The sequence below is a fragment of the Rhizobium sp. LARHSG275 genome (assembly GCF_052871115.1).
The window spans coordinates 1-20,100 of sequence record NZ_JBIXJN010000033.1; the positions used below are offsets into that span (position 1 = coordinate 1).

21 protein-coding genes and 1 pseudogene are annotated in these 20,100 nt (G+C 61.2%); 11 read left to right on the forward strand and 11 right to left on the reverse strand.

Annotated elements, in window-relative coordinates; translation table 11 throughout:
* From ACIPSK_RS30570 to ACIPSK_RS30580, 3 genes and pseudogenes are all read left to right on the forward strand, one after another.
* A pseudogene (locus tag ACIPSK_RS30570) lies at positions 1-106 on the forward strand (IS5/IS1182 family transposase); the annotation flags it as partial.
* Positions 107-336: 230 nt separating this feature from the next.
* Positions 337-1,191 (forward strand): helix-turn-helix transcriptional regulator, encoded by an 855-nt coding sequence (locus ACIPSK_RS30575; RefSeq protein WP_162115485.1) that lies wholly within the window; start codon positions 337-339, stop codon positions 1,189-1,191.
* Positions 1,192-1,230: 39 nt separating this feature from the next.
* A complete protein-coding gene (locus ACIPSK_RS30580; protein ID WP_162115484.1) occupies positions 1,231-1,776 on the forward strand; it encodes a YbhB/YbcL family Raf kinase inhibitor-like protein in 546 nt (181 codons plus the stop codon).
* A 105-nt stretch (positions 1,777-1,881) separates the two neighbouring features.
* Here the strand turns inward: ACIPSK_RS30580 and ACIPSK_RS30585 are convergent, their stop codons facing one another.
* Positions 1,882-2,373: a GNAT family N-acetyltransferase gene (locus ACIPSK_RS30585; protein WP_162115483.1), complete on the reverse strand. Its 492-nt coding sequence runs from the start codon at positions 2,371-2,373 to the stop codon at positions 1,882-1,884.
* 289 nt (positions 2,374-2,662) lie between these two features.
* Here ACIPSK_RS30585 and ACIPSK_RS30590 point away from each other — a divergent pair, with 289 nt between their 5' ends.
* Both ACIPSK_RS30590 and ACIPSK_RS30595 read left to right on the forward strand, forming a co-directional pair.
* On the forward strand, positions 2,663-3,544 hold the full coding sequence (locus ACIPSK_RS30590; protein ID WP_162115482.1) for an AraC family transcriptional regulator: 882 nt from the start codon (positions 2,663-2,665) through the stop codon (positions 3,542-3,544).
* 208 nt (positions 3,545-3,752) lie between these two features.
* Positions 3,753-4,283 carry a dihydrofolate reductase family protein gene (locus ACIPSK_RS30595; protein ID WP_162115481.1) on the forward strand — a complete coding sequence of 177 codons (531 nt, stop codon included), beginning with the start codon at positions 3,753-3,755 and terminating at the stop codon, positions 4,281-4,283.
* 79 nt (positions 4,284-4,362) lie between these two features.
* Here the strand turns inward: ACIPSK_RS30595 and ACIPSK_RS30600 are convergent, their stop codons facing one another.
* Positions 4,363-5,259 carry a LysR family transcriptional regulator gene (locus ACIPSK_RS30600; RefSeq protein ID WP_162115480.1) on the reverse strand — a complete coding sequence of 299 codons (897 nt, stop codon included), beginning with the start codon at positions 5,257-5,259 and terminating at the stop codon, positions 4,363-4,365.
* A 273-nt stretch (positions 5,260-5,532) separates the two neighbouring features.
* Between ACIPSK_RS30600 and ACIPSK_RS30605 the strand changes: the two genes are divergently transcribed.
* Complete coding sequence (locus ACIPSK_RS30605) at positions 5,533-6,267, forward strand: SDR family NAD(P)-dependent oxidoreductase (protein WP_162115479.1); 735 nt, start codon at positions 5,533-5,535, stop codon at positions 6,265-6,267.
* 195 nt (positions 6,268-6,462) lie between these two features.
* Positions 6,463-7,065, forward strand: a complete 603-nt coding sequence (locus ACIPSK_RS30610; RefSeq protein ID WP_162115478.1) for an NADPH-dependent F420 reductase — start codon at positions 6,463-6,465, stop codon at positions 7,063-7,065.
* A 480-nt stretch (positions 7,066-7,545) separates the two neighbouring features.
* Here ACIPSK_RS30610 and ACIPSK_RS30615 read toward each other — a convergent pair whose 3' ends face one another.
* The 6 genes from ACIPSK_RS30615 to ACIPSK_RS30640 form a co-directional block, all read right to left on the reverse strand.
* A complete protein-coding gene (locus tag ACIPSK_RS30615; RefSeq protein ID WP_162115477.1) occupies positions 7,546-8,037 on the reverse strand; it encodes a DUF302 domain-containing protein in 492 nt (163 codons plus the stop codon).
* 138 nt (positions 8,038-8,175) lie between these two features.
* Positions 8,176-8,952: an alpha/beta fold hydrolase gene (locus tag ACIPSK_RS30620; RefSeq protein WP_162115476.1), complete on the reverse strand. Its 777-nt coding sequence runs from the start codon at positions 8,950-8,952 to the stop codon at positions 8,176-8,178.
* A gap of 14 nt (positions 8,953-8,966) precedes the next feature.
* Entirely contained in the window at positions 8,967-9,476 is a 510-nt protein-coding gene (locus ACIPSK_RS30625; RefSeq protein WP_162115475.1) for a nuclear transport factor 2 family protein, read from the reverse strand.
* A gap of 93 nt (positions 9,477-9,569) precedes the next feature.
* Complete coding sequence (locus ACIPSK_RS30630) at positions 9,570-10,358, reverse strand: enoyl-CoA hydratase/isomerase family protein (RefSeq protein ID WP_162115474.1); 789 nt, start codon at positions 10,356-10,358, stop codon at positions 9,570-9,572.
* Positions 10,359-10,393: 35 nt separating this feature from the next.
* Positions 10,394-10,828 carry a YybH family protein gene (locus ACIPSK_RS30635; RefSeq protein WP_162115473.1) on the reverse strand — a complete coding sequence of 145 codons (435 nt, stop codon included), beginning with the start codon at positions 10,826-10,828 and terminating at the stop codon, positions 10,394-10,396.
* Between the two features lie 193 nt (positions 10,829-11,021).
* Positions 11,022-11,795 carry an alpha/beta hydrolase gene (locus ACIPSK_RS30640; protein ID WP_206120204.1) on the reverse strand — a complete coding sequence of 258 codons (774 nt, stop codon included), beginning with the start codon at positions 11,793-11,795 and terminating at the stop codon, positions 11,022-11,024.
* A gap of 161 nt (positions 11,796-11,956) precedes the next feature.
* On the opposite strand from ACIPSK_RS30640, the gene ACIPSK_RS30645 reads away from it, so the two are divergent.
* The gene (locus ACIPSK_RS30645; protein ID WP_162115472.1) at positions 11,957-12,568 is read left to right on the forward strand and encodes a TetR/AcrR family transcriptional regulator; all 612 of its coding nucleotides are present in this window, start codon (positions 11,957-11,959) and stop codon (positions 12,566-12,568) included.
* A 21-nt stretch (positions 12,569-12,589) separates the two neighbouring features.
* On the opposite strand, the gene guaA is transcribed toward ACIPSK_RS30645, so the two are convergent.
* The gene (gene guaA / locus ACIPSK_RS30650; RefSeq protein ID WP_162115471.1) at positions 12,590-14,152 is read right to left on the reverse strand and encodes a glutamine-hydrolyzing GMP synthase; all 1,563 of its coding nucleotides are present in this window, start codon (positions 14,150-14,152) and stop codon (positions 12,590-12,592) included.
* Positions 14,153-14,437: 285 nt separating this feature from the next.
* Here guaA and ACIPSK_RS30655 point away from each other — a divergent pair, with 285 nt between their 5' ends.
* From ACIPSK_RS30655 to ACIPSK_RS30665, 3 genes are all read left to right on the forward strand, one after another.
* The gene (locus ACIPSK_RS30655) at positions 14,438-15,520 is read left to right on the forward strand and encodes a substrate-binding domain-containing protein (protein WP_024322249.1); all 1,083 of its coding nucleotides are present in this window, start codon (positions 14,438-14,440) and stop codon (positions 15,518-15,520) included.
* A 102-nt stretch (positions 15,521-15,622) separates the two neighbouring features.
* Positions 15,623-17,878: an ABC transporter permease gene (locus tag ACIPSK_RS30660; protein ID WP_162115470.1), complete on the forward strand. Its 2,256-nt coding sequence runs from the start codon at positions 15,623-15,625 to the stop codon at positions 17,876-17,878.
* Positions 17,871-18,653 (forward strand): ATP-binding cassette domain-containing protein, encoded by a 783-nt coding sequence (locus ACIPSK_RS30665; RefSeq protein ID WP_162115469.1) that lies wholly within the window; start codon positions 17,871-17,873, stop codon positions 18,651-18,653. Before ACIPSK_RS30660 ends, ACIPSK_RS30665 begins: the two co-directional genes overlap by 8 nt.
* 240 nt (positions 18,654-18,893) lie before the next feature.
* Here ACIPSK_RS30665 and ACIPSK_RS30670 read toward each other — a convergent pair whose 3' ends face one another.
* The gene (locus ACIPSK_RS30670; RefSeq protein WP_162115468.1) at positions 18,894-19,532 is read right to left on the reverse strand and encodes a 5'-methylthioadenosine/S-adenosylhomocysteine nucleosidase; all 639 of its coding nucleotides are present in this window, start codon (positions 19,530-19,532) and stop codon (positions 18,894-18,896) included.
* Positions 19,529-19,978: a PaaI family thioesterase gene (locus ACIPSK_RS30675; RefSeq protein ID WP_003544704.1), complete on the reverse strand. Its 450-nt coding sequence runs from the start codon at positions 19,976-19,978 to the stop codon at positions 19,529-19,531. The genes ACIPSK_RS30670 and ACIPSK_RS30675 overlap by 4 nt, the downstream gene beginning before the upstream one ends.
* Positions 19,979-20,100: the final 122 nt, after the last annotated feature.

A 20,100-nucleotide genomic window follows, 5' to 3' on the forward strand; every position in this document is an offset into this window, starting at 1 on the left:
CTTGGCCAAGGATTGGGAAAAGTCCCTCGCTTCAGCCGAAGCATGGATCACTATCGCCCACATCCGCGTCCTGACACGACGCTTGGCAAGATACGGATATCGTTGAAACCTTTTCGAGTCAGGTTCTTAGGCCGCACAAGAATTATCCAGATTCGAAGCCCGATGCACCCTCTCTTCCGAGAAATATACGCAGTTTCGACAGCCGGCAGATATGGCTGCGGCTCCTGGCGAAAGGTTGCCGCCGGCACGCGGTTTTGGTATTCGCGGCACAACGGATGTCTTCATGCCGGCTCTGCCGGTGTTGCCGCTCTTATCCATCCTTTTGCCGGAGAATATATGCTCGACGAGGTCTTTCCCATTCCGGCCAGGGCCTTGGTCCGCCAAGGCGGGCGGGCCTGTTTCTTTCGTCTCGTCAATACGAGCCCCTTGTTGATACAGGTGCAATCGGGAACGAAGATTGTCATGGCAGATGACAAGGCTTTGCGCCTCGAGGCGGGCGCCTATGGCTTGCTGCCCGACTACAGACCGTTGACGATGGAGAACATTCCCAAGGCGCCGCAGAAGTATCAGACGCTGGCGCTTCCCGTTCCGCGACCGCTGTTCGAGGAGGCCTATACCAGGATGGGATCGATCGCCGTTCCATCGAGGCCTGTGCCGGCAGGCGCCTCCAGCCTGCCGGAGGAAGCTGCGGCATTGTTTGAGTATTGCTGCCAGCCGGGCAATCTGGCGCGCCTTCCTGGCGCTATCGCCAAGGCTCGTCTGATGGAACTCGTCACCTGGTTCGCGCTCCACGGGGCGGTGCTCGGCCGATGCGAAAGCTCCCGGCTTGAGGACCGGCTGAGGCAGATGATCGAAGCTGATCCCGCCTCCGCCTGGACGTTGGCGCAAGCTGCGCGCTTGTTCAATATGAGCGAGGCGACGCTGAGGCGCAGGCTCTCCGCAGAGAATACCGCCTTCAGCGAGATATTGAGCGATACCCGAATGAACCGCGCTCTTGCACTCATTCAGACCACGACATTGCCGATGGCCCAGGTTGCGCTGGAGGTCGGCTATGACTCACCTTCGCAATTTTCAGCACGTTTCAAGGAGCGGTTTGGCGTCAGCCCGCGCCATGTACGCAGCGGCACCGAGCACTTTGAGCGGATCGGGGCAGAAATTGCGCAGAGCGGGGCAGATGCGCTTGCGCGGTGACGGTAGTTTCCCGGCATCGTCAACCACAGGAGAACAGCAATGCGTTTGATCACAGCAGCACTTATGGCCGCCTCCGTCTCCGGCGCCACGGCCGCCCACGCCGAAATGAAGCTCACCTCGAAGGACCTGGTCGCCGGTAAGGCCATGGCCGACGCGCAGGTCTTCAACGGTTTCGGCTGCTCGGGCAGGAACATTTCGCCGGAACTGACCTGGTCGGGCGCTCCCGAAGGTACCAAGAGCTTCGCCGTCATGGCGTACGATCCGGATGCGCCCACAGGTTCCGGCTGGTGGCATTGGTCGGTGTTCAATATCCCCGCAGATGCCTCGAAGATTGCCACCGGCGCAAGCGGTGACAAGAAGCTTCCCGCAGGCGCCGTGGAAGGCCATACCGATTTTGGCACGTCGGGATATGGCGGCGCCTGCCCGCCGGCCGGCGATAAGCCGCACCGCTACCAGTTCACCGTCTACGCGCTCAAGGTCGACAAACTTCCGCTTCCCGAGACCGCACCGGGCGCCATGGTCGGCTTCTATGTCAAGGCAAACACGCTCGACAAGGCCTCCGTCGAGGTTACCTACGGCCGCTGAAGCCGGCTTCGGATCGTAGTCGTCATTCCCTTTATGACAACGGTCGGCCGAGGTGACTGAACCTCGGCCGACCGTTTCCTATGCGGGCTTCTCTGGCCTGTAAACCTAGACAGTCATTGCTTGCCAGCAGATCAACGGACCGTCTTCAGCATCGATCCGCTCGCCGATTTGGACAAAGCCATTGCGTTCAAGGACACGCTGGGACGCGATGTTGTCGACCCCGGTCTCTGCAGAGATCAGGGCCACGCGAGGATCGTTTCGGCCCCACTCCAGCAACTGCCTTATGGCCCGCGTGGTACATCCACGGCCCTGGCGTGAAGGCGCAACCCCATAACCGATATGGATGTTTCCATTATGTGGAACCCGAACGATGGAGCAGAGGCCGACGATCTCGCCATCCTCCACAATCATCCAGGCCGACGGCGAAAATTCTGCGCCGATGTCAGCCGCGAGGCGGTTCAACATCGCCAGTACTTCAGGAGGCGCAATGGCGCTGTCTTGGACAAGGTGCAGATTGTGAGGCGCGGTGCCCTTCAGCAGCGCGTCAAAATCACTGGAAATGAGTTCTATGATCATAGTTTTCCCGACATTGGACATGCGCCAGCATGGGTGCGCTAAGGCCGAGCGATAAGAGTGAGGATCAGCTCTCAGTGACGATGCCGAGCATCTTTACCCCTACCGCCGCAGCCGGTGAGTTCTGGATCGTTGCGACGGCAAACAAAGGCATTCTCCTCTAAGACGGAAATGCGAATAACAGTGCCGGGCGAGGATCGCAAGATACTCGGATCGGTCGGCACGCCGGCATGATGCATGCCAAACCGCAAGATCCGTCGAGCGCTGCGTTGCCGAAGGAAACTAGTTTGAGCTGCCACGGGGACCAAGACGAATGACCGCAGCGCTTCGGAACTATCATGAGCGGATGCAGCGAGTGCTGGATTATGTCGACCAGCACCTCGATGACGATCTCGATCTTGACGTTCTGAGCGGTGTCGCGGCCTTCTCGAAGTTTCATTTCCACCGGCAGTTCACGGCGAGCTTCGGATTGTCAGTGCATCGCTATATCGGGCTTTCCCGCATGAAGCGCGCTTCATACCGGCTGGCCTACAGGGACGAAGAACGCGTCACTGATATAGCGATGGATGCCGGTTACAATGCACCGGATGCCTTTGCCCGCGCCTTTCGGCAACGGTTCGGTCAATCGCCTTCGTCGTTTCGGAAGTCTCCCGATTGGGAGCCGTGGCTTGCCGCCTTCGAGCCTCTCGACAATGCAAGGAGCAAGCTCATGCAGAAGACTTTTACCACTGACGACGTGATAATTCGCAATGTACCCACCACGCCGGTGGCGATCATGGAGCACCGGGGCGACCCGGCGACGCTCGGCGCCACCATCCAGCGGTTCATCGCCTGGCGCAAGGCCGCTGGCCTGCACCCCAGGACAAGTCCGACCTTCAACGTCTGGCGTTCCGAGCGGCGTCCTCAGTCGCCCGCCTGCTATAGCGTAGACCTTTGTGTCGGGACCGACCAACCGATCGAGGCGAACGGCGAAGAGATCAAAGCCGGCGAGATCCCTGGCGGACGCTGCGCGGTGCTGCGCGTCGTCGGCAACACCGACAATCTGGAGCCCGCCGCGCTCTACCTTTATCGCGACTGGCTTCCGGCCAGCGGCGAGGAAGCACGCGACTTCCCGATCTATTGCCAGCGGCTGAGCCTCTTCCCGGAGGTGGCGGAGCGTGAGGCGGTGGCGGAGTTGTTTCTGCCGCTGAAATAGCGCCCTCGGACGGCGGCTTGTCCATTCTGATCGCCGGAAGCGGACAGGCCGTTGTCCACGCTAGGCCGGCCGGTTGACGCCCATCAGGTCGCGGACTTATGCGCACTCAAAAACCAATTGCAATACAAAACCAGTTTGGCTAACTTACCACCGATTGCATATGCAATCGGGACTGCGCGGATATGCCGTTTAAGGAAAGGAAGTGAGGATGGCTAAGCTCGTGTTCGGAATGAACCAGTCCCTGGACGGCTACGTCGATCATGTGGGGTTTGCGCCAAGCCCCACGCTCTTCCGCCACTTCATCGAGGAGGCGGAGCGGCAGGCGGGCAGTGTGTACGGTCGCCAGATGTATGAGGTCATGCGTTACTGGGACGACGAACATCCTGAATGGGATGCAGAGCAACAGGCCTTCGCGGCGGCGTGGCGGAACCAGCCGAAATGGGTCATCTCGCGCTCGTTGAAGTCGGTCGGTCCCAATGCCAGGCTCGTTGGAGAAGATCTTGAGGCCGCAATTCGCGCGCTGAAGGCGGAACGCGACGGGGAGATCGAAGTTGCCGGCCCCAATTTGGCGCAAAGCCTCACCGAACTTGGGCTGATCGATGAGTATCGGATCTACCTGCACCCCGTGGTGCTCGGTCACGGCAAGCCATATTTCGCCGGACCCCGGCCACCGCTCCGCCTGATGGCTCATGACCGGATTGCCGAGGATGTGATCAGGTTGACCTACGTTCCGGCTTGATCACGCGACTCGCCAGATGAAAATCGCGGCTCGGCTTCTGACCGGATGACGGCAAGCGTCGCCGGCGACCTGCCGGGTGTCAGTCGCGCGATATGGACAGCCCCGCGAGAAGCGGAGCGTACGCGGCGAGCCTGTGGGATACGAACTCCGTGAAGAGCCGCACGCGCTTCGTCTTGCGTGTCTCCCCCTGTGTGAGAAGCCAGAGCGTTCCGTACATGTGCAGGTCGGTGCCCGGCACCCTAACCAGGTGGGGGTCGGCGTCTCCGACGAAGCACGGCAGTGTCGTGATCCCAAGCCCTTGCCGTACAGCAACGATCTGCGCTTCGGCGTCCGTGATCCTGAATGGAACCTCCGTGGTGCGAACCTCGCCCTCGCTGGCCCAATTCGGAATTCCATGCATGCTTATGACGATCCACCGGATGGGATCAAGCGCGCCCGCACGCCATGCGGCCAGTCGATCGCAGGACATGTAGACGCCGCCGAACAGCTCCGGTCCCTTCAGGCCGTGCAGATTGAGCGGCAGGGTTTTGCGGTCGTAGACGACGCGGATCGCCACGTCGGCCTCTCGGTTGGTCAAATTTGCGAGCTCGCCGGACGACACGATTTCCATCTCGATATCCGGATGCAGCCGCGCGAAATCGGCGAAATCAGGCATCAGCAGGTGTGTAGCGAGGGGCGGAGCCAACGTCACCCGCAGAAGCCCGCGCACGCTCTGGTCGCGCCCAAAGACACGCGTCTCCAGCTCGTGCGACGACGCTTCCATCTGGTTCGCGAGCTCGAGCACCTCCTCGCCCGCAGCCGTCAGGCGGTAGCCCGAAGGCAGCTTTTCGAACATCTGCGCTCCGAGGCGTTCCTCGAGTTGCGCGATGCGTCGCAGCACGGTCGCGTGATTGACCCCGAGACGCCCGGCGGCAGCCCGCACTGAGCCTCCGCGCGCCACGGCAAGAAAGTAGCGAATGTCATCCCAGTCGATCATGGTGCAATCCGGCACCGCCCGGCGCGCCTTCCAAAGCCCGTATTTAACGCATTCGTACAGCATTGCGGGCGGTCATCATAGCCTATGTCGACGAGCGCAGCCCAATCCCGAACGGCGGACACCGATCGTCGCGGCTGGCGTCAGTGGTCCGGCCGGATCGATTTTGCACCACCGATGTGCGCGCTTCCGCACTCAATGCCTGACTCCGGCGGACCTATGTAGAGGTCCTCGGGAGCGTCCCCGAACAACCAAAGACAAGGTGAAAGAGAAGTCATGGGAAAGCTTGAAGGTAAGGTTGCGGTCATCACGGGCGGATCGAGCGGCATGGCGCTGGCGAGCGCCAAACGGTTCGTTGAAGAAGGCGCCTATGTTTTCATCACGGGCCGGAGACAGGAATCGCTGGACGACGCCGTCAAGCTGATCGGCCGGAACGTAACCGGCGTGCGCGGCGACGCATCCAAACTCGACGATCTCGACCGCCTGTTCAATATAGTCAAACGGGAAAAGGGTAAGATCGACATCCTGTACGCGAGCGCCGGCACGGGCGAAGCCGTCCCACTGGGCGAGATAACCGAGCAGCATTTCGACGCGACCTTCAACCTGAATACGCGAGGCACGCTGTTCACGGTTCAGAAGGCGTTGCCGCTGTTCAACGACGGCGGATCGATCTTCATGACCGGGTCAGTTGCTTCGCTGAAAGGTTTTCCTGGTTACAGCGTGTATGCGGCGAGCAAGGCGGCGCTGCACGCGTTCGCGCGCGGGTGGCTCAACGAACTCAAGGGCAGGAATATCCGGGTGAACGTGCTGCACCCGGGGCCGATCGCCACGCCGATGCAGGACCAAGTTCTCACCGAGGAGGCGAAGCAAATGTTCGAATCCTTGATCCCGCGGGGAAAGATGGGTCGTCCTGAGGAAATTGCGGCGGCCGCGCTGTTTCTCGCTTCAGACGATTCGAGCTTCGTGAATGGGGTGGAGTTGTCTGTCGACGGCGGCTTCTCGGCCATCTGAATTCGCGCCGGATCGCGAGAAGCGGCTGATCGGCGGGAACGAGCGTGTCCATGGTGAAATGACTTCCGCGCTGAACAGTCGGACCGGCCGCGCGGAAGGCGTTCACGACGGGACGTCTACGCAAAGGTCGCCACACAGTAACCCAGCGCCGTTGAAGGCCGGGAATCAATGCCAATACAACATAGGAGAAACATTATGAGCTATGCGATTGTGGGATTCGGCAAGATAGGCCAGGCCCTTGCCCAGGCCTTCGCCCGTAATAACATCGAGGTGGCCGTCGCGAGCCGCCGTCCGCCCGAGGCGTTGGCGCCGCAGGCTCACGCGATTGGACCCACCGTCGTCGCCAAGTCGCTGCGGGATGCACTCGAGGCCGACACGATCATCCTGGCGGTCCCGTTCGGCGAGCATCGCGAGGTTGCGAAGGCCCTGCCGAGCTGGGAAGGCAAGACAGTCATCGACGCGACGAACACGTTTGGAGTTCCCCCTGAAGAGCTGGACGGTCTCCCGTCCTCCGCCTTCGTCGCGAAGTCGTTCACCGGCGCCAAGCTCGTGAAAGGCTTCAATCACCTGATTGCCGCCACCCTGGCTGCCGATCCGATCGTCGAGGGCGGCCACCGGGTCGTCTTTCTCTCGAGCGACGACGAGGACGCGATCGCTCCCGTGGCGGACTTGGCCAAACAACTCGGCTTCGCACCCGTCAAGCTGGGAAGGCTCGACGAGGGTGGCGCGCTGGTGCACGCACGCGGCCGCACTTGGGGCCAGCTCATCTTCCAGGATTTGTTCAAGAAGGAGCAGTAATCGATCTACGACCGCGTGATCGACGCCGAGAACTGGTCGCGCGCGCTAACGTCTTCGAGCAGCGCGCGACCGAATATTTGAAGACCATAAAGTCGCGAAGGTTGGGGGGCCGACGGTGGTACTCCCCCTCACTCCCACTCGATTGTTTAAAACCCAGTTATGCAATTGATCTACCTGGTTTTTTTCTTTTCTTCGGCGCCGAAAGCCGACCCACGGGCCGTCAACATCTTAAGGTGCTGATTTTAAAGGACAAATCGAACGAAAATTTTTTGTGTGGCTTCGGCATCTATCGAGGTCGATTGCTTCTCGGAACCCAATTTTCGGCGGCTGCTTGCCGCTCCGCTACCGGGCGAAAAGTACCGTCATGCCTGTCACGACTCTGTCCAGTTTAGATACGCGATCAGAGATCGCCAGCGCGGGCTGGATTTTGCTCTGGTGGCTAGCAGGCCAGGGCTGCCTCGGCGCTGCCCTAGCGCCGCTTCAGCCCACTGCCTGGCTGATGGCCCGCTCGAGAGCGCGATCGAGGCCTTCGGCGATTGCCGTCACCGCGGGATCGCCAAACTGCCCGAAGAGTGAAGAGGGCTTGTCGTACTCGAAGACGGCGCGGCCCTCGGCATCTTCGTAGAGCACGACGCGAAAAGGCGCATACTGCGCGGCGGCGAGTTGATGCCTCGTCATCTTCGACGCCGTATTCGGATTGCCGATGTCGTACTGGAGGGCTTTGCGCATCAAGCCGGCGATTTTCAGCACATCTCCATGATTGCGGCTTTGAAAAATCGAGAGTTCGGGGAGTGCTTCGAGGGCTGCGCGCGCACGATCGATATTACCGGCGTGCAGCAGCGTCGGTACGGTGTCGTCGAGCTGCGGCAAAGCCGCTTGAAACGCATCGCGTACTTGGTCGAATGGCCGGTTCACCACGACCTTCACATGTTTCACAGGTATTGTCACTTCGGTGCTGAGGCTTTCGGCCATTGTAGACTCCACTTTCACTACTGCTTTGAAGCTTGCTCGACATGTGCCCAGCCAGATCGTTTCTCCCGGCCGGCCTCGCCGATCGATGGAAGGCGAACCCGCGCTGGTCGCCTGGGTCAGCAAAAGTCTCTCGCGCGATTACGTGGGTTGTCCTGCGGCTTCCAGAATGAGCTGGGTTATCTCGTCTGGATGAGAGATCAGTGAGAGATGACTCGCCTTGAGTTCGACAGTCTTGGCACCCATGCGCTTGGCCATGAAGCGTTCGAGATCGGGGTTGATCGTTCGATCTTCCGTCGAGACGGCATAGAAACTCGGTTTCGATCGCCAGGCCGCGTGCGTGGTCTTTCCCGTCAGCAGGGCCTTTTGGTACGGCTCCTGGACAGCATAGAGGACCCTGGCCTTCGCTTCCGGCAGGTCGCCCGCGAAGTCACGCAGGAACGCCGTTTCGCTGAGACGCCCCTCATCACCGTCGAAGACGATGCCGGCGGATGCCGGGGGCGTCGGAAAAGTCTTCGCCAGAGCCGTATAGTCCTCACCGGCATCCGGCGCTCGCGCCGCCACATAGACAAGGGCCGAGACGTTCGGATGAACGCCGGCTTCCGTCACGATCATTCCGGAGAATGAATGCCCAACGAGCACGGTCGGGCCGTCCTGCCGATCCAGCACGCGCTGTGCTGACGCCACTGCTTCCGGGAGCGTCGTCAGGGGATTTTGCACGGAAGTGGCGTTAAGCCCGGCCGCCTGCAAGCGCGCGATGACCTCGGACCAGCATGAGCCGTCGGCGAATAGCCCATGGACAAGGACGACATTGCGCGCCTTCGCAGGAACGGGAATTGCGGCCAGGCCACGGCTGGCGACCAGGGAGGCGGCAGCGCCGGCAACCATGGTGGCAGAGAATGTTCGCCTGTTCATCATCGCGGTTCACTCCTTCACGGGACCGGCAGGATCACTTCGGAGGCGATCTTCCAGTTCTTTCCTACCTTTATCCAGTTCATGATCATCAGAAACGGCTTCGGCGTGCCGTCCTGACCCGCATACGAAACCGTAATGGTTATCGGCGCATAGGATTCCGCGACGTCCTGCGTCAGGCCAACGACCTTGAGTTTTGAAAAATCTGGCTGAAGCACGACTGGCCCAGATGCAGCGATAGCGTGGAGTTTTTGATCGATTGCCTCGTTGCCCCAAAAGCCCGCCCAATTCCCTTCTGACGACGGATTCGCGCTCTTTGCGACAATAAGGGCCGACGGCGATTGCCAAAACATCTCGTGCAGAGCGTTCACATCATGTCGATTAGCCAGCTCCATGACCTTGGTGAACTGTGACCTGATGATCGTCAGGGTGGACGGGTCGAGAGGATCTTTATAATCGGCCGGTGCGGCGGAGACAGATTCACTGGCGAGCGCTATCAGACCGACAGCGGCAAAGAGCGTCTTGCGCATTTCAGTAATCCCTTGTGTGATTCACAGTCATTTCGCTGATAGAGCGTACCTACGGCGATCGCCGGCAAGGTTCGCTCGCTACGGCGAACGTCTCTACTGGCCTTCGAAAGGAAAGGACGGTCGCGGCCTCCCCGCTTTCATCGCATCCACGGCCGATGCAATGCCACCGGTTGCGTCCCGCGTATCGAAAACCGGCATTGCGATGTCGAACATGATTTCGTCCGCCGCAGCGACCCCGCCATTTGCCCAGGCGCGCAGCAACACCTTGTGCGCCGCGTAGGCGCGGGTTGGCCCGATCGCGAGTTTTTCCACGAAGGCGCGCGACTCCGCGAGCAGGTCGGCGTCTGGGAAAACCTTGTTGACGACGCCGACGTGCTCCATGGCTGCGGCGGAGATCTGCTCGGACGTAAGCGCCCATTCCGATGCGCGCGCACGACCCGCCCGTTCGGCAACGCGGTAGATACCGCCGAGCAAAGTCACGATGCCCAGCGTCTGCTCAGGATGGCCGAACCGGGCCGAGCTCGACGCGAATATCATGTCGGCGCGCAAGGCGAGCTCAAGCCCGCCTCCGAAGCAAAGTCCCTGCACCGCCGCCACGACAGGCAACGGCAGACGCTCGAACTGGTTGAATACGTCCATGTAGCGCTCGAAGATCGCCCGGAGCTCCGACCGGCTGCGCTCAGGCCAGGGTAAGATATCGCCACCAAAGCTGAAGTCGAGCCCTGCGGCGCACAGCAGTACAGCCCTGGCTTCGCTGCTTGCGATACGCGCCATCGCGGCAGCGAGCTCTTCGACCATCTGGTCTCCGATGCGGTTCTGCGGAGCGTTGTCGAGTGTGATGATTGCGACATGATGGTCGATGGTGCAGGTCAGATGGGTCATAGTGAGCGCCTCATGCTTGCTATCGGTGATGCCACTCACTGCGCCGGGACGGGAACGATGGCCGAGATGCGCCAGCCTTCGGGGGTGCGGATCGCGAACTCATTGACGAGAAACGTGTAGGTCGCCGCCTCCTGGCCAGCCGGACCCGCGGTGACGCGCGTCGGCGCATAGATATGCGCCACGTCAGGGCCGAGGGGCATGATCCGGATCGCTTCCTCGTCCGGTTCGAAGCGCCAGGTCCCGGTGAAGACGGTACGGAAGTGATCGATGACCGCCTCGCGCCCCCAGAAGCGATAGGCGCGGGCTACGAAGTTCACGGGATCCGGCTGTCCCGGCAGTGCGCGCGCAAGCACAGCGTCGATCACCTCAATATCATGGGCGGTTTCGCCCGCGGCTTGGCGCAAGAACAGAGCGCGAATTTCCTCGAGGTCTGCCGCACTGACCGCAGTGGAATACTTGGCATTTGTCATGATCTCACTCGCCTCATTTTCGATTGACATGGATTGCTACGACCGGTGAACGACGCTGGAGCGTCGAAGCGGGTCGCCGAGATGCTCGCAAAACCACTCAGTTGCCGCGCCTTCGGCGAGCGAAAACTGGTCCAGATAAGGATCGAAATGACCGCCTGCTATCAAGGCGAGCCGTTTGGGTTCCTGCGCCCGCTCATATGCAGCAAACGCCAGATCTGCCACGGTCATCCGGTCGTCGCGCGCGACAATCATCAGCAACGGCGTCGGCGAAACGCGGGCAATCCAATTGCCGGGCTCGTACATGCGCGCTGCCCGTGTCGAGCGCAGAGTGATTTCGTTTTCCCAAAGGCCTGCGGGAACAGGCTGTAGATAAAAAATCGACGGCGTCCTGAGACCGGTAGGCGGCCGGCACCGAAGGATCGGCGCTCACAACGGCCTGTCGGCGAGGCGGCTCTCCACGCAACTGCGCTCGCTCATCCTCGTCGAAGGCGTGCTCCAACGTTGGCAGAGCGTCGGGCGAGATTCGCCGCAATCCCTGCTCATAGCCGCTGATCGTCGGAACTTGCGCGACGATGCAGCGCAGACGTCGATCTGTGGCGCCCAACACAAGAGCGTGTCCGCCGGCATAGCTCGTGCCCCACAAGCCGATGCGCGTTGGATCAACTTCCGGTCGCGCCTCGAGATAGGAGATTGCGCGACGCCAGTCCGCGACTTGCCGCCACGGATCGATATCCCCTCGAAGATCGCCCCCACTCGTCCCGAAATTGCGATGGTCATGAACCAGAACGACAAATCCTGCCACGGCAAAGGCTTGGGCGAACCGCTCGATGCCGTGCTCCCTGGTCCCGGCAAAGCCGTGGGCCATCGTAATAGCCGGGCGAGCGCCGACGCCTTCGGGCACGAACAACCAAGCACCGAGGTCGATTCCACCTTCCGCTGGCACCGTCACGTCAATTTTGCGAACCATGTTCGGTCTCCCAACGGCAGCTTTCGTCATCGGCGCAATACTCGCGTTCTCAACCTCGCCGCATGCCTTGGACGGCAGGAACGTCCCTGTTGACACGCGTCGCTTGAACGACCATAAATATCAGATGACCGGTCGTCTGCAATTAGTCAAGAGGATTTTCCATGAAATCTCATCCAGCCCGACGAGGCCCGAAGCCGAAGCCTGACACCCGGCACAATCTCGTCGCGGCGGGCATCCGGATGATTCACGCTGAAGGATATGCCGCGACTGGCATACAGAGCATCGTCGAGGGAGCCGGCACGCCCAAAGGGTCGTTCTACACCTACTTTGCCAGCAAGGAGGCGTTTGGGGCCGAGGTGATCGATGGATATTCTGAGCGCGGCCAGATCAAACTGCGTGAGTTCCTATGTAATCCGAAGATCGCGCCACTCGCCCGGTTGGAGGCGTTTTTTGACGACAGGATCGAGAGCTTCAGGGCCTCGAACTATGTTCGTGGTTGCTTGATGGGTAATTTCAGCGCCGAGGCTGCGGATCACAGCTCATTGATACGCGAGCGCTTGGCCCAGCATTTCGAAGCCTGGTGCAGTGTAATTGATAATTGCATTTCGGAAGCGCAGGACCAGGGAGCGATCGATCGTCAATTCGCTGCATCGTCACTGGCGCGCTTCATATTAAATAGTTGGGAGGGAACTCTATTGCGGATGCGCGCCGAAAAGAGTGACGGCCCTCTATTAGATTTTAAGGAAGTCGTATTCGGCAAGATACTTGTATAAGCATTTCCACACTACTCCCCTTCACTCCCACTCGATCGTGCCGGGCGGCTTCGACGTCACATCATAAACGACGCGGTTGATGCCGCGCACCTCGTTGATGATGCGGGTGGCGGCGCGGCCGAGGAATTCCATGTCGTAGTGGTAGAAGTCCGCCGTCATGCCGTCGACGGAGGTGACGGCGCGCAGCGCGCAGACGAATTCATAGGTGCGGCCATCACCCATGACGCCGACGGTCTGGACGGGGAGCAGCACGGCAAAGGCCTGCCAGATGGCGTCGTAGAGGCCGGCCTTGCGGATTTCGTCGAGATAGATCGCATCGGCCTCGCGCAAGATCTCCAGCTTTTCGCGGGTGATGCCGCCGGGGCAGCGGATCGCAAGACCGGGGCCTGGGAAGGGGTGACGGCCGATGAAGCTGTCGGGCAGGCCGAGTTCGCGGCCGAGCGCGCGCACTTCGTCCTTGAAGAGTTCGCGCAAGGGTTCCACGAGCTGCATCTTCATGCGCTCCGGCAGACCGCCGACATTGTGGTGCGATTTGATCGTCACCGACGGGCCGCCGGTGAAGGAAACGCTCTCGATCACGTCGGGATAGAGCGTACCCTGGCCGAGGAAATCGGCGCCGCCGAGCTTCTTTGCTTCTTCCTCGAAGGTCTCGATGAACAGCCGGCCGATGATCTTGCGCTTGGTTTCCGGGTCGCTGACGCCTTCGAGCTCGCCGATGAAGCGATCGGCGGCATCGACATGCAGCAGATGCAGATTGTAGTGCTCGCGGAACATGGCGACGACGCCGGCCGCCTCGTCCTTGCGCATCAACCCGTGATCGACGAGGATGCAGGTCAGCTGGTCACCGACGGCCTCGTGGATCAGGAGGGCTGCGACGGAACTGTCGACGCCGCCCGAAAGTGCGCAAATGACGCGCTTGTCGCCCACCTGCTCGCGGATCTGCTCGACCGCCTTCTGGCGGTAGGCCGACATCGACCAGTCGCCCTTGATGCCGGCGATGTTGTGAATGAAATTGCCGATCAGCTTGGCGCCGTCAGGCGTATGCACGACTTCCGGGTGGAACTGCACGCCGTAATATTTGCGCTTCTCGTCGGCGATGAAGGCGTAGGGCGCGTTGGAGGAGGTGGCGACCACCTCGAAACCGTCGGGCAGCGCCGTGACGCGGTCGCCATGGCTCATCCAGACCTGGTGGCGCGAGCCGGAGGACCAGAGGCCCTCGAACAGCTGGCAGTCCTTGTCGACGTCGAGGAAGGCGCGGCCGAATTCGCGGTGATGGCCGCTCTCGACCTTGCCGCCGAGCTGCATGCACATCGTCTGCTGGCCGTAGCAGATGCCGAACACCGGCAGGCCGCTGTCGAAGATGATCTGAGGCGCTCGCGGCGATCCCTCGTCCACCGTGGATGCCGGGCTGCCGGACAGGATCACGGCCTTCGGCTGCAGGCGGTGGAAGCCCTCTTCGGCCGATTGGAAGGGGACGATCTCGCAATAGACGCCGGCCTCGCGCACGCGTCGTGCGATGAGCTGGGTCACCTGGCTGCCGAAATCGACGATGAGAACGGAGTCGGGATGTGCTGTCTGGGTCATGGCGAGGCTTTAATGAAAAGCGCTTCGCCTGGCAATCCGGGAAATCGGCGGCATCAGGTTTTTATTGTTCCAATTGTCCCGAGCCCACCAACCTGTCACCTGCCATTCAAAAACGGTTATCGGACGCTTCCAAAAGCGAAAAGTTCACAAGTACGATGGGTTTGCGGTTTACTTGAACCAGAATTGCGCGGAATATTAGAGAATGGGAGGATAAGCCTTCGGCCCCACTCTCGATAGATTGCGCTCGAACGGCTTTCCTCCCTTAGTTTCAAGGGAGGACCAATCATGAGGCGGGTATTGTTCTACGCGGCATCGGCCGCGATACTGTCGCTCGGTGTCTCGCATGCATTTGCGCAGTCGGGCGGTGTCGAGAAAGCGGTTGGCGGCTATAACTTCGAGGAAGCGGCAAAAGAGGCCCCCGGCACGAAGGATTTCCATTCGGCTGATGGTCATCTGACCTTCGCGATCGTGACGCACACGGCAGGCAATGGCTTCTTTGACCCTGTCTACGTCGGCGCGACCGTCGCCGGCAATATGATCGGTGCCAAGATATTGCTGCTCGGTTCGGAGTCGCCGGTGGACGACCCCGCCCGCGAGATCGAGATCCTGAACCAGATCGTTCAGGACCCGACGATCGACGGCATCATCATGACGACGCCGCAGGTCGGTGCCTATAACGACATCGTCAAGGCTGCCGAGGCGGCCGGCATCCCGATAGCGACGACCAACTCGTTCGACGCCACCATCCTGCACCGCAGCGCGATCAGCCACACCGGCCAGGATGCGTCGGCGGCGGCAATCGGCGGCGAGGCGCTCGCAAATTGCGTTATTGCCAGTGGTGCTGCCAGCGGCTCGATCGTGCTGCCGTCCTCCACCGCGATGGGCAATATCGAGGTGAACAACCGTGTCACCGCCGCCTTCAATGCCATCGTCAAGACGTTGAAGAATGCCGGCAAGCTCGATGCCTTCAAGGTTGACGCCGGCCCGGAGAATGTCGGCATCGACACGAACCCGAACGACCCTGTCAACGCACTCGTTTCGCTCTTCGAGTCCCGTGGCGACGTGGTCGGCGCCTTCACGGCCAACAACGTCTTTACGCCGCCGCTGGTCAAGGCGGTTGCCCAGATGGGGAAGACCGGCAAGTTCTGCGCCTTTGGTTTCGATCTCGGCCCGGCACAGCAGGAAGGCATCGCGGCGGGAAATCTGACCGGCTCGCTCGGCCAGCAGCCCTTCCTGCAGGGCTTCTGGCCCGTCATGCAGCTCTATCTCCAGATCGATCGCGGAATTTCGGCTGCCAATCTCGACACGCGCGCCCAGCTTGTGACGAAGGATAACGTCGCCAAGGTCGGCAAGCGCTTCGAGAACTGATTTCGTCTGGGACGCCTGAAATTGTGGCGGGAGGGCGCGAGCCTCCCCGCCAAGCAACAGCAAGGATCGGATGGTAGAAACGCATTTGGTCGGTAGAAACTCATGGAGCCCTCCACGACGACATCGCTCGGCCGTGCGCCACCCCAGCTCGTCGGCGGCTGGGAGGCGGGACTCCTCTTGTTCCTTGCGCTGCTTTACTTCGCCGGGGCCATCGTCAACCCGGCCTTCTTCGGATCGACGGAAGCCCTTCACGCGCTGCTGCGCGATACGTCCCGCGTGGGGATCATCGCGGTCGGAATGACGTTCGTCATCGCCAACAAGGATCTCGATCTTTCGGTCGGCTCGACATACGGCCTGGTCGCCGTCGTCTTCGCCAGGCTTTTTGCCCCGAGCTTTCTCGATTTCGGCGTGATCCAGTCGGTGCTCCTGTGCGTGCTGCTGGGCACGGCGATCGGCCTGATCAACGGCGTGCTCGTCACCCTCCTGAAAGTGCCGGCCTTCATCGCGACGCTGACGATCCTCTTCATCGGCCGCGGTTTCGTGCTGGCGCTGACGCATGGCCAGGCAATCTATTACTCCGACAAGGCGAAAGACCATCCGCTGTTCTTCCACCTAGGCGAGACGAATATCCTCGGCTTCAACAACCAGATCGCGATCTTCTTCCTCATCGCCATGGTTGGGGCCTATGTGCTTGCCAAGACCCGCTGGGGCTATGAGACTTTCGCCACCGGCGGAAACGAGCAGGCGGCGGCCTATGCCGGCATTCGCACGCGCTGGGTGCGCATTCGCGCCTATCTGCTCTCCTCGCTTTGCGCGACCCTTGCAGCTCTCCTGTCGGCAGCGCAGGACAAGGGCGTCACCCCCCTCTATGGTGTCAGCTGGGAACTCACCGTCATCGCATCGGTCGTCATCGGCGGAGCATCGATCCTTGGCGGGCGCGGGCGCGTGATCGGGTCTTGCTTGGGTGCCGCGGTCGTCGTGCTGATCGACAAGGTGCTGCGCGAGGGATGGCCGATCACGCGCATCGTCGTGATCGACGGTGAAAATGTCTCGGTCGGCGCCAAGTTCACCCTGCCGGCGGGCGCCGTGCTGGTTTTCCTGGGTCTGCTTCTCGTCATCGCCGTGCTGATCGAGCCCTTACTCATTCGGCGCCAGGTCGCGGCCCGGCTATGGGCATGGCTGCGCGGCCGGCCACCCCCGCCGGCCTACGAGATCGGCGGCGTGGCGATCGAAGGTGTCCAGACAAAGGGGGCGATGGCGACCGACATGGCGCTGTCTGCCACCGGGCTCGGCAAGTTTCTCGCCCGCCGCGACGCACTGGCCATCATCCTGACCGTCGTGTTGTGGCTGACGGGCCTCGTGCTCAGGCCGGACTACTGGTGGAACCTGCCCAACACCTTTGCCATCCTGCTCAATTACACGGAATTGGCCCTCATCACCGTCGGGCTCACCTATGTCATCGCAGCCGGCGATATCGATCTCTCCGTCGGCGCGGTGCTTGCCCTTGCCGGCAGCACCGCGGCCTATTTCCTGAAGGTGCTCGGCGCCGATCCGCTCACCGCCGTGACGATGGGCCTGCTTGCGGGGACGGCGGCCGGAGCCGTCAACGCCATGGTCGTCGTCGGCTTCAAACTGCCTGCCTTCATCGCCACGCTCGGCATGTTCTACATTGCCCGTGGGCTCGCCGCTTGGTTCGTCGCGGGACAGCAGCTGACCGGCTGGCCAGAGGGCTATAACCTGCTCGGGCGCAAGGTGAATGACGTTCTCCTGCATTTCGGCCTTGCATTGCCGCCGGGGATCATTCGCACGGTGGCCGAGGTCGTCAGCATCCAGACGATCTGGATGTTTTTCATCGCCGTGATCGCCGGTATCGTGCTTGCCTATACGCCGTTCGGGCTGAAGGTCTGCGCGGCCGGCGGCAACGTGCGCGCCGCCGCTTATGCCGGCATCAACACCAACCGCGTGCGCTTCATCGCGCTCATGCTGTCGGCGCTCTGCGCCACCATGGCCGGGATCATCAACGTCGCCTATTTTCGCAGCTTCAACCCGGTTGCCGGCCAGTTTCGCGAGCTCGATGCGATCGCTTCTGTCATCATCGGCGGCGGATCGATCTTCGGCGGTTACGGCACGATGATCGGCTCGCTTGCGGGCGCCGCCGTCATCACGCTCGTGCGGGCGCTGCTTCAACTCAACGTTCAGGGGTTCAGCATGCCGCAGCACTGGATCAACGTCTTTATCGGCGTCATCCTCATCGTCGCGGTGCTGATCGACATATGGGTGCGCCAGGCCAATATTTTCGGGCGCCTGCGAACCCGCCTCGCAAGAAGCGCGACAGCACGGGAGAGCAGTCATGGCTGATGCGACACCATCCGCGCCGATCGTGGAAATGCAGGGCATCGAAAAGGCCTTCGGGGCCGTGCAGGCGCTCCGCAAGGTCGATCTGACGCTGTATCCCGGCGAGATCCTCGGCCTGGTCGGCGACAATTCCGCCGGCAAATCGACGCTCATGAAGATCCTGACCGGCGCTTATCAGCGCGATGCGGGCGATATCCTCGTTGCCGGGCAGCCGGTGCGGTTCAAGAGCCCGCACGAGAGCCGCGACGTCGGCATCGAGATGATCTACCAGGATTTCGCGCTCTGCGGCAATATGGATGTCGGCCAGAACATCTTCCTTGGCCGTTGGCCGCTCAAAGGCCCTTTCGTTAACAGGCGGAAGATGTATGCGGAAGCCGACAGCGTGTTGAAACGGCTGAAGGTCGACGTGAATTCCGTCTATCAGAAGGTCGAAAGCCTGTCGGGTGGCCGCCAGCAATCCGTCGCAATCGCCCGCGCAATCTCGTTCGAGCCGCGCGTCGTGATCCTCGACGAGCCAACCGCCAACCTTTCCGTGATGGCGACGGAACGGCTGCTCGAAACCATGCTGGAACTGAAGAAGCAGGGCGTTGCCCAGATCATCATCTCACACCGCCTTATCGATATCTTTGCCGTGGGCGATCGCGTCATGGTCCTCAAGCGCGGCGAATATGTCGGCGATCGGTACATCAGGAATACCGACGAGCATGAAGTGCTGGAGATTATCGTTTCCGGCACGCGAGAGAATGCGCTGACAGCCGATGAGGCAAGATCCATTTGAATAGCCACTGTGAATCAGAAGCGAAGGTTGACACCGGTCTGGTGAAACGCATCATGTATTGTCGATCGTAATTCGACGCGCAGGCGGGTCACGACCGGCACCGATCGAGCATCATGTCAGCCCGGAAAACGCTCGCGGCCCTGAAGAGGTTCACAGTGCAAAGACGTTCCTGAGCAAGCGCGGGTCATTGCTATCTCCCGACCCCTACACCACCTGCCCGGACACGATCCATTCAGGGGCTCAGAACCAGAAAACCCCGTCTTCCAGCGCCGTGAACAGGCTGTCGACGCCGTAAGAGAGCTTGCGGTCGACGATGTGCAGATACTCGGTCCAGCCCGAAATATGCTGCAGTTCGACGGCGCCGTCGGAAATGCCGCGAAGGCCGATCAGCGGCAGCTTGTAGCCCTGGCAGGCCCGCAGTACCGCATAGGTCTCCATATCGACCATGTCGGCGTCGACGCCCGTATAGGCGGCGCCCGAGATGATGTTGCCGCCGGTGGAAAGGCTTGCTTCGGCAATGCCGGGAATGCGCAGCGGCAGCTCGAGCGTTGCCGGCAGGTCGAGAAAGGGTGTCTTGCCCTTTTCGAAGCCGAGCGGCGAGGCGTCCATGTCGCGGTAGGAAACCGAGGTCACCTGATAGATTTCGGTCTGCTCCAGTTTCGCCGAGCCGGCCGAGCCGAGGGAGACGACGAGATCAGGCAGGTCATCGACGGCATCCAGCCGCGCCAATGTCTTGCTCAGCGCGATGGCCGCCTCGACCGGGCCGACGCCGGTCATCAAAGGTTCGATGCGCGAACGCAGGAAGGGACCGTATTCGGCCTCCGCCGCCATGACGAAAAGGATGGATTTCCCCGCGACCGATTTCAGTTCGAACTTCATCCCGTAATGCCCTCTCTACCGCGGATCACCATCATCGTTCCGGTCATGGAGGCGATGAGTTTCGCCGGCCCGTCGCTGATCGCGTAGCCTCGTCCGTCGGCGACGATGATGGTGGAGCCGGGTTTGGTGATTTCCCCGCGAAACAGGAAACGATCGCCACGCCCCGGCGACATGAGATTGACCTTGAACTCGATCGTCAGGATCGAGGCCTCCGGGTCGATGACGCTGTAGGCGGCAAAACCGCAGGCCGAATCGAGCGCTGCGGAAATGATGCCTGCGTGCAGGATGCCGTGCTGCTGTGTCAGTTTGACGTCGAAGGGCAGCTCGATCTCGACGACGCCGTGCTCGACGCGCGTCAGCTCCGCGCCGATTGTCTCCATCGCCGCCTGCCGCGCAAAATTGCGGCGGATTCGCGCGCGGAAATCGCCCCTGTCAGTCTCGCTCATGTCTGCCCCTCTTACAGCCGCGAAAGTGGCATGGCGCGCCGCATTCGACAAGCTGGACATTGCTGAAATCGGTCCGGGCGCCGATGGAAACCCGGGACCGTGTCGCCGGGGCAACCTTTCAC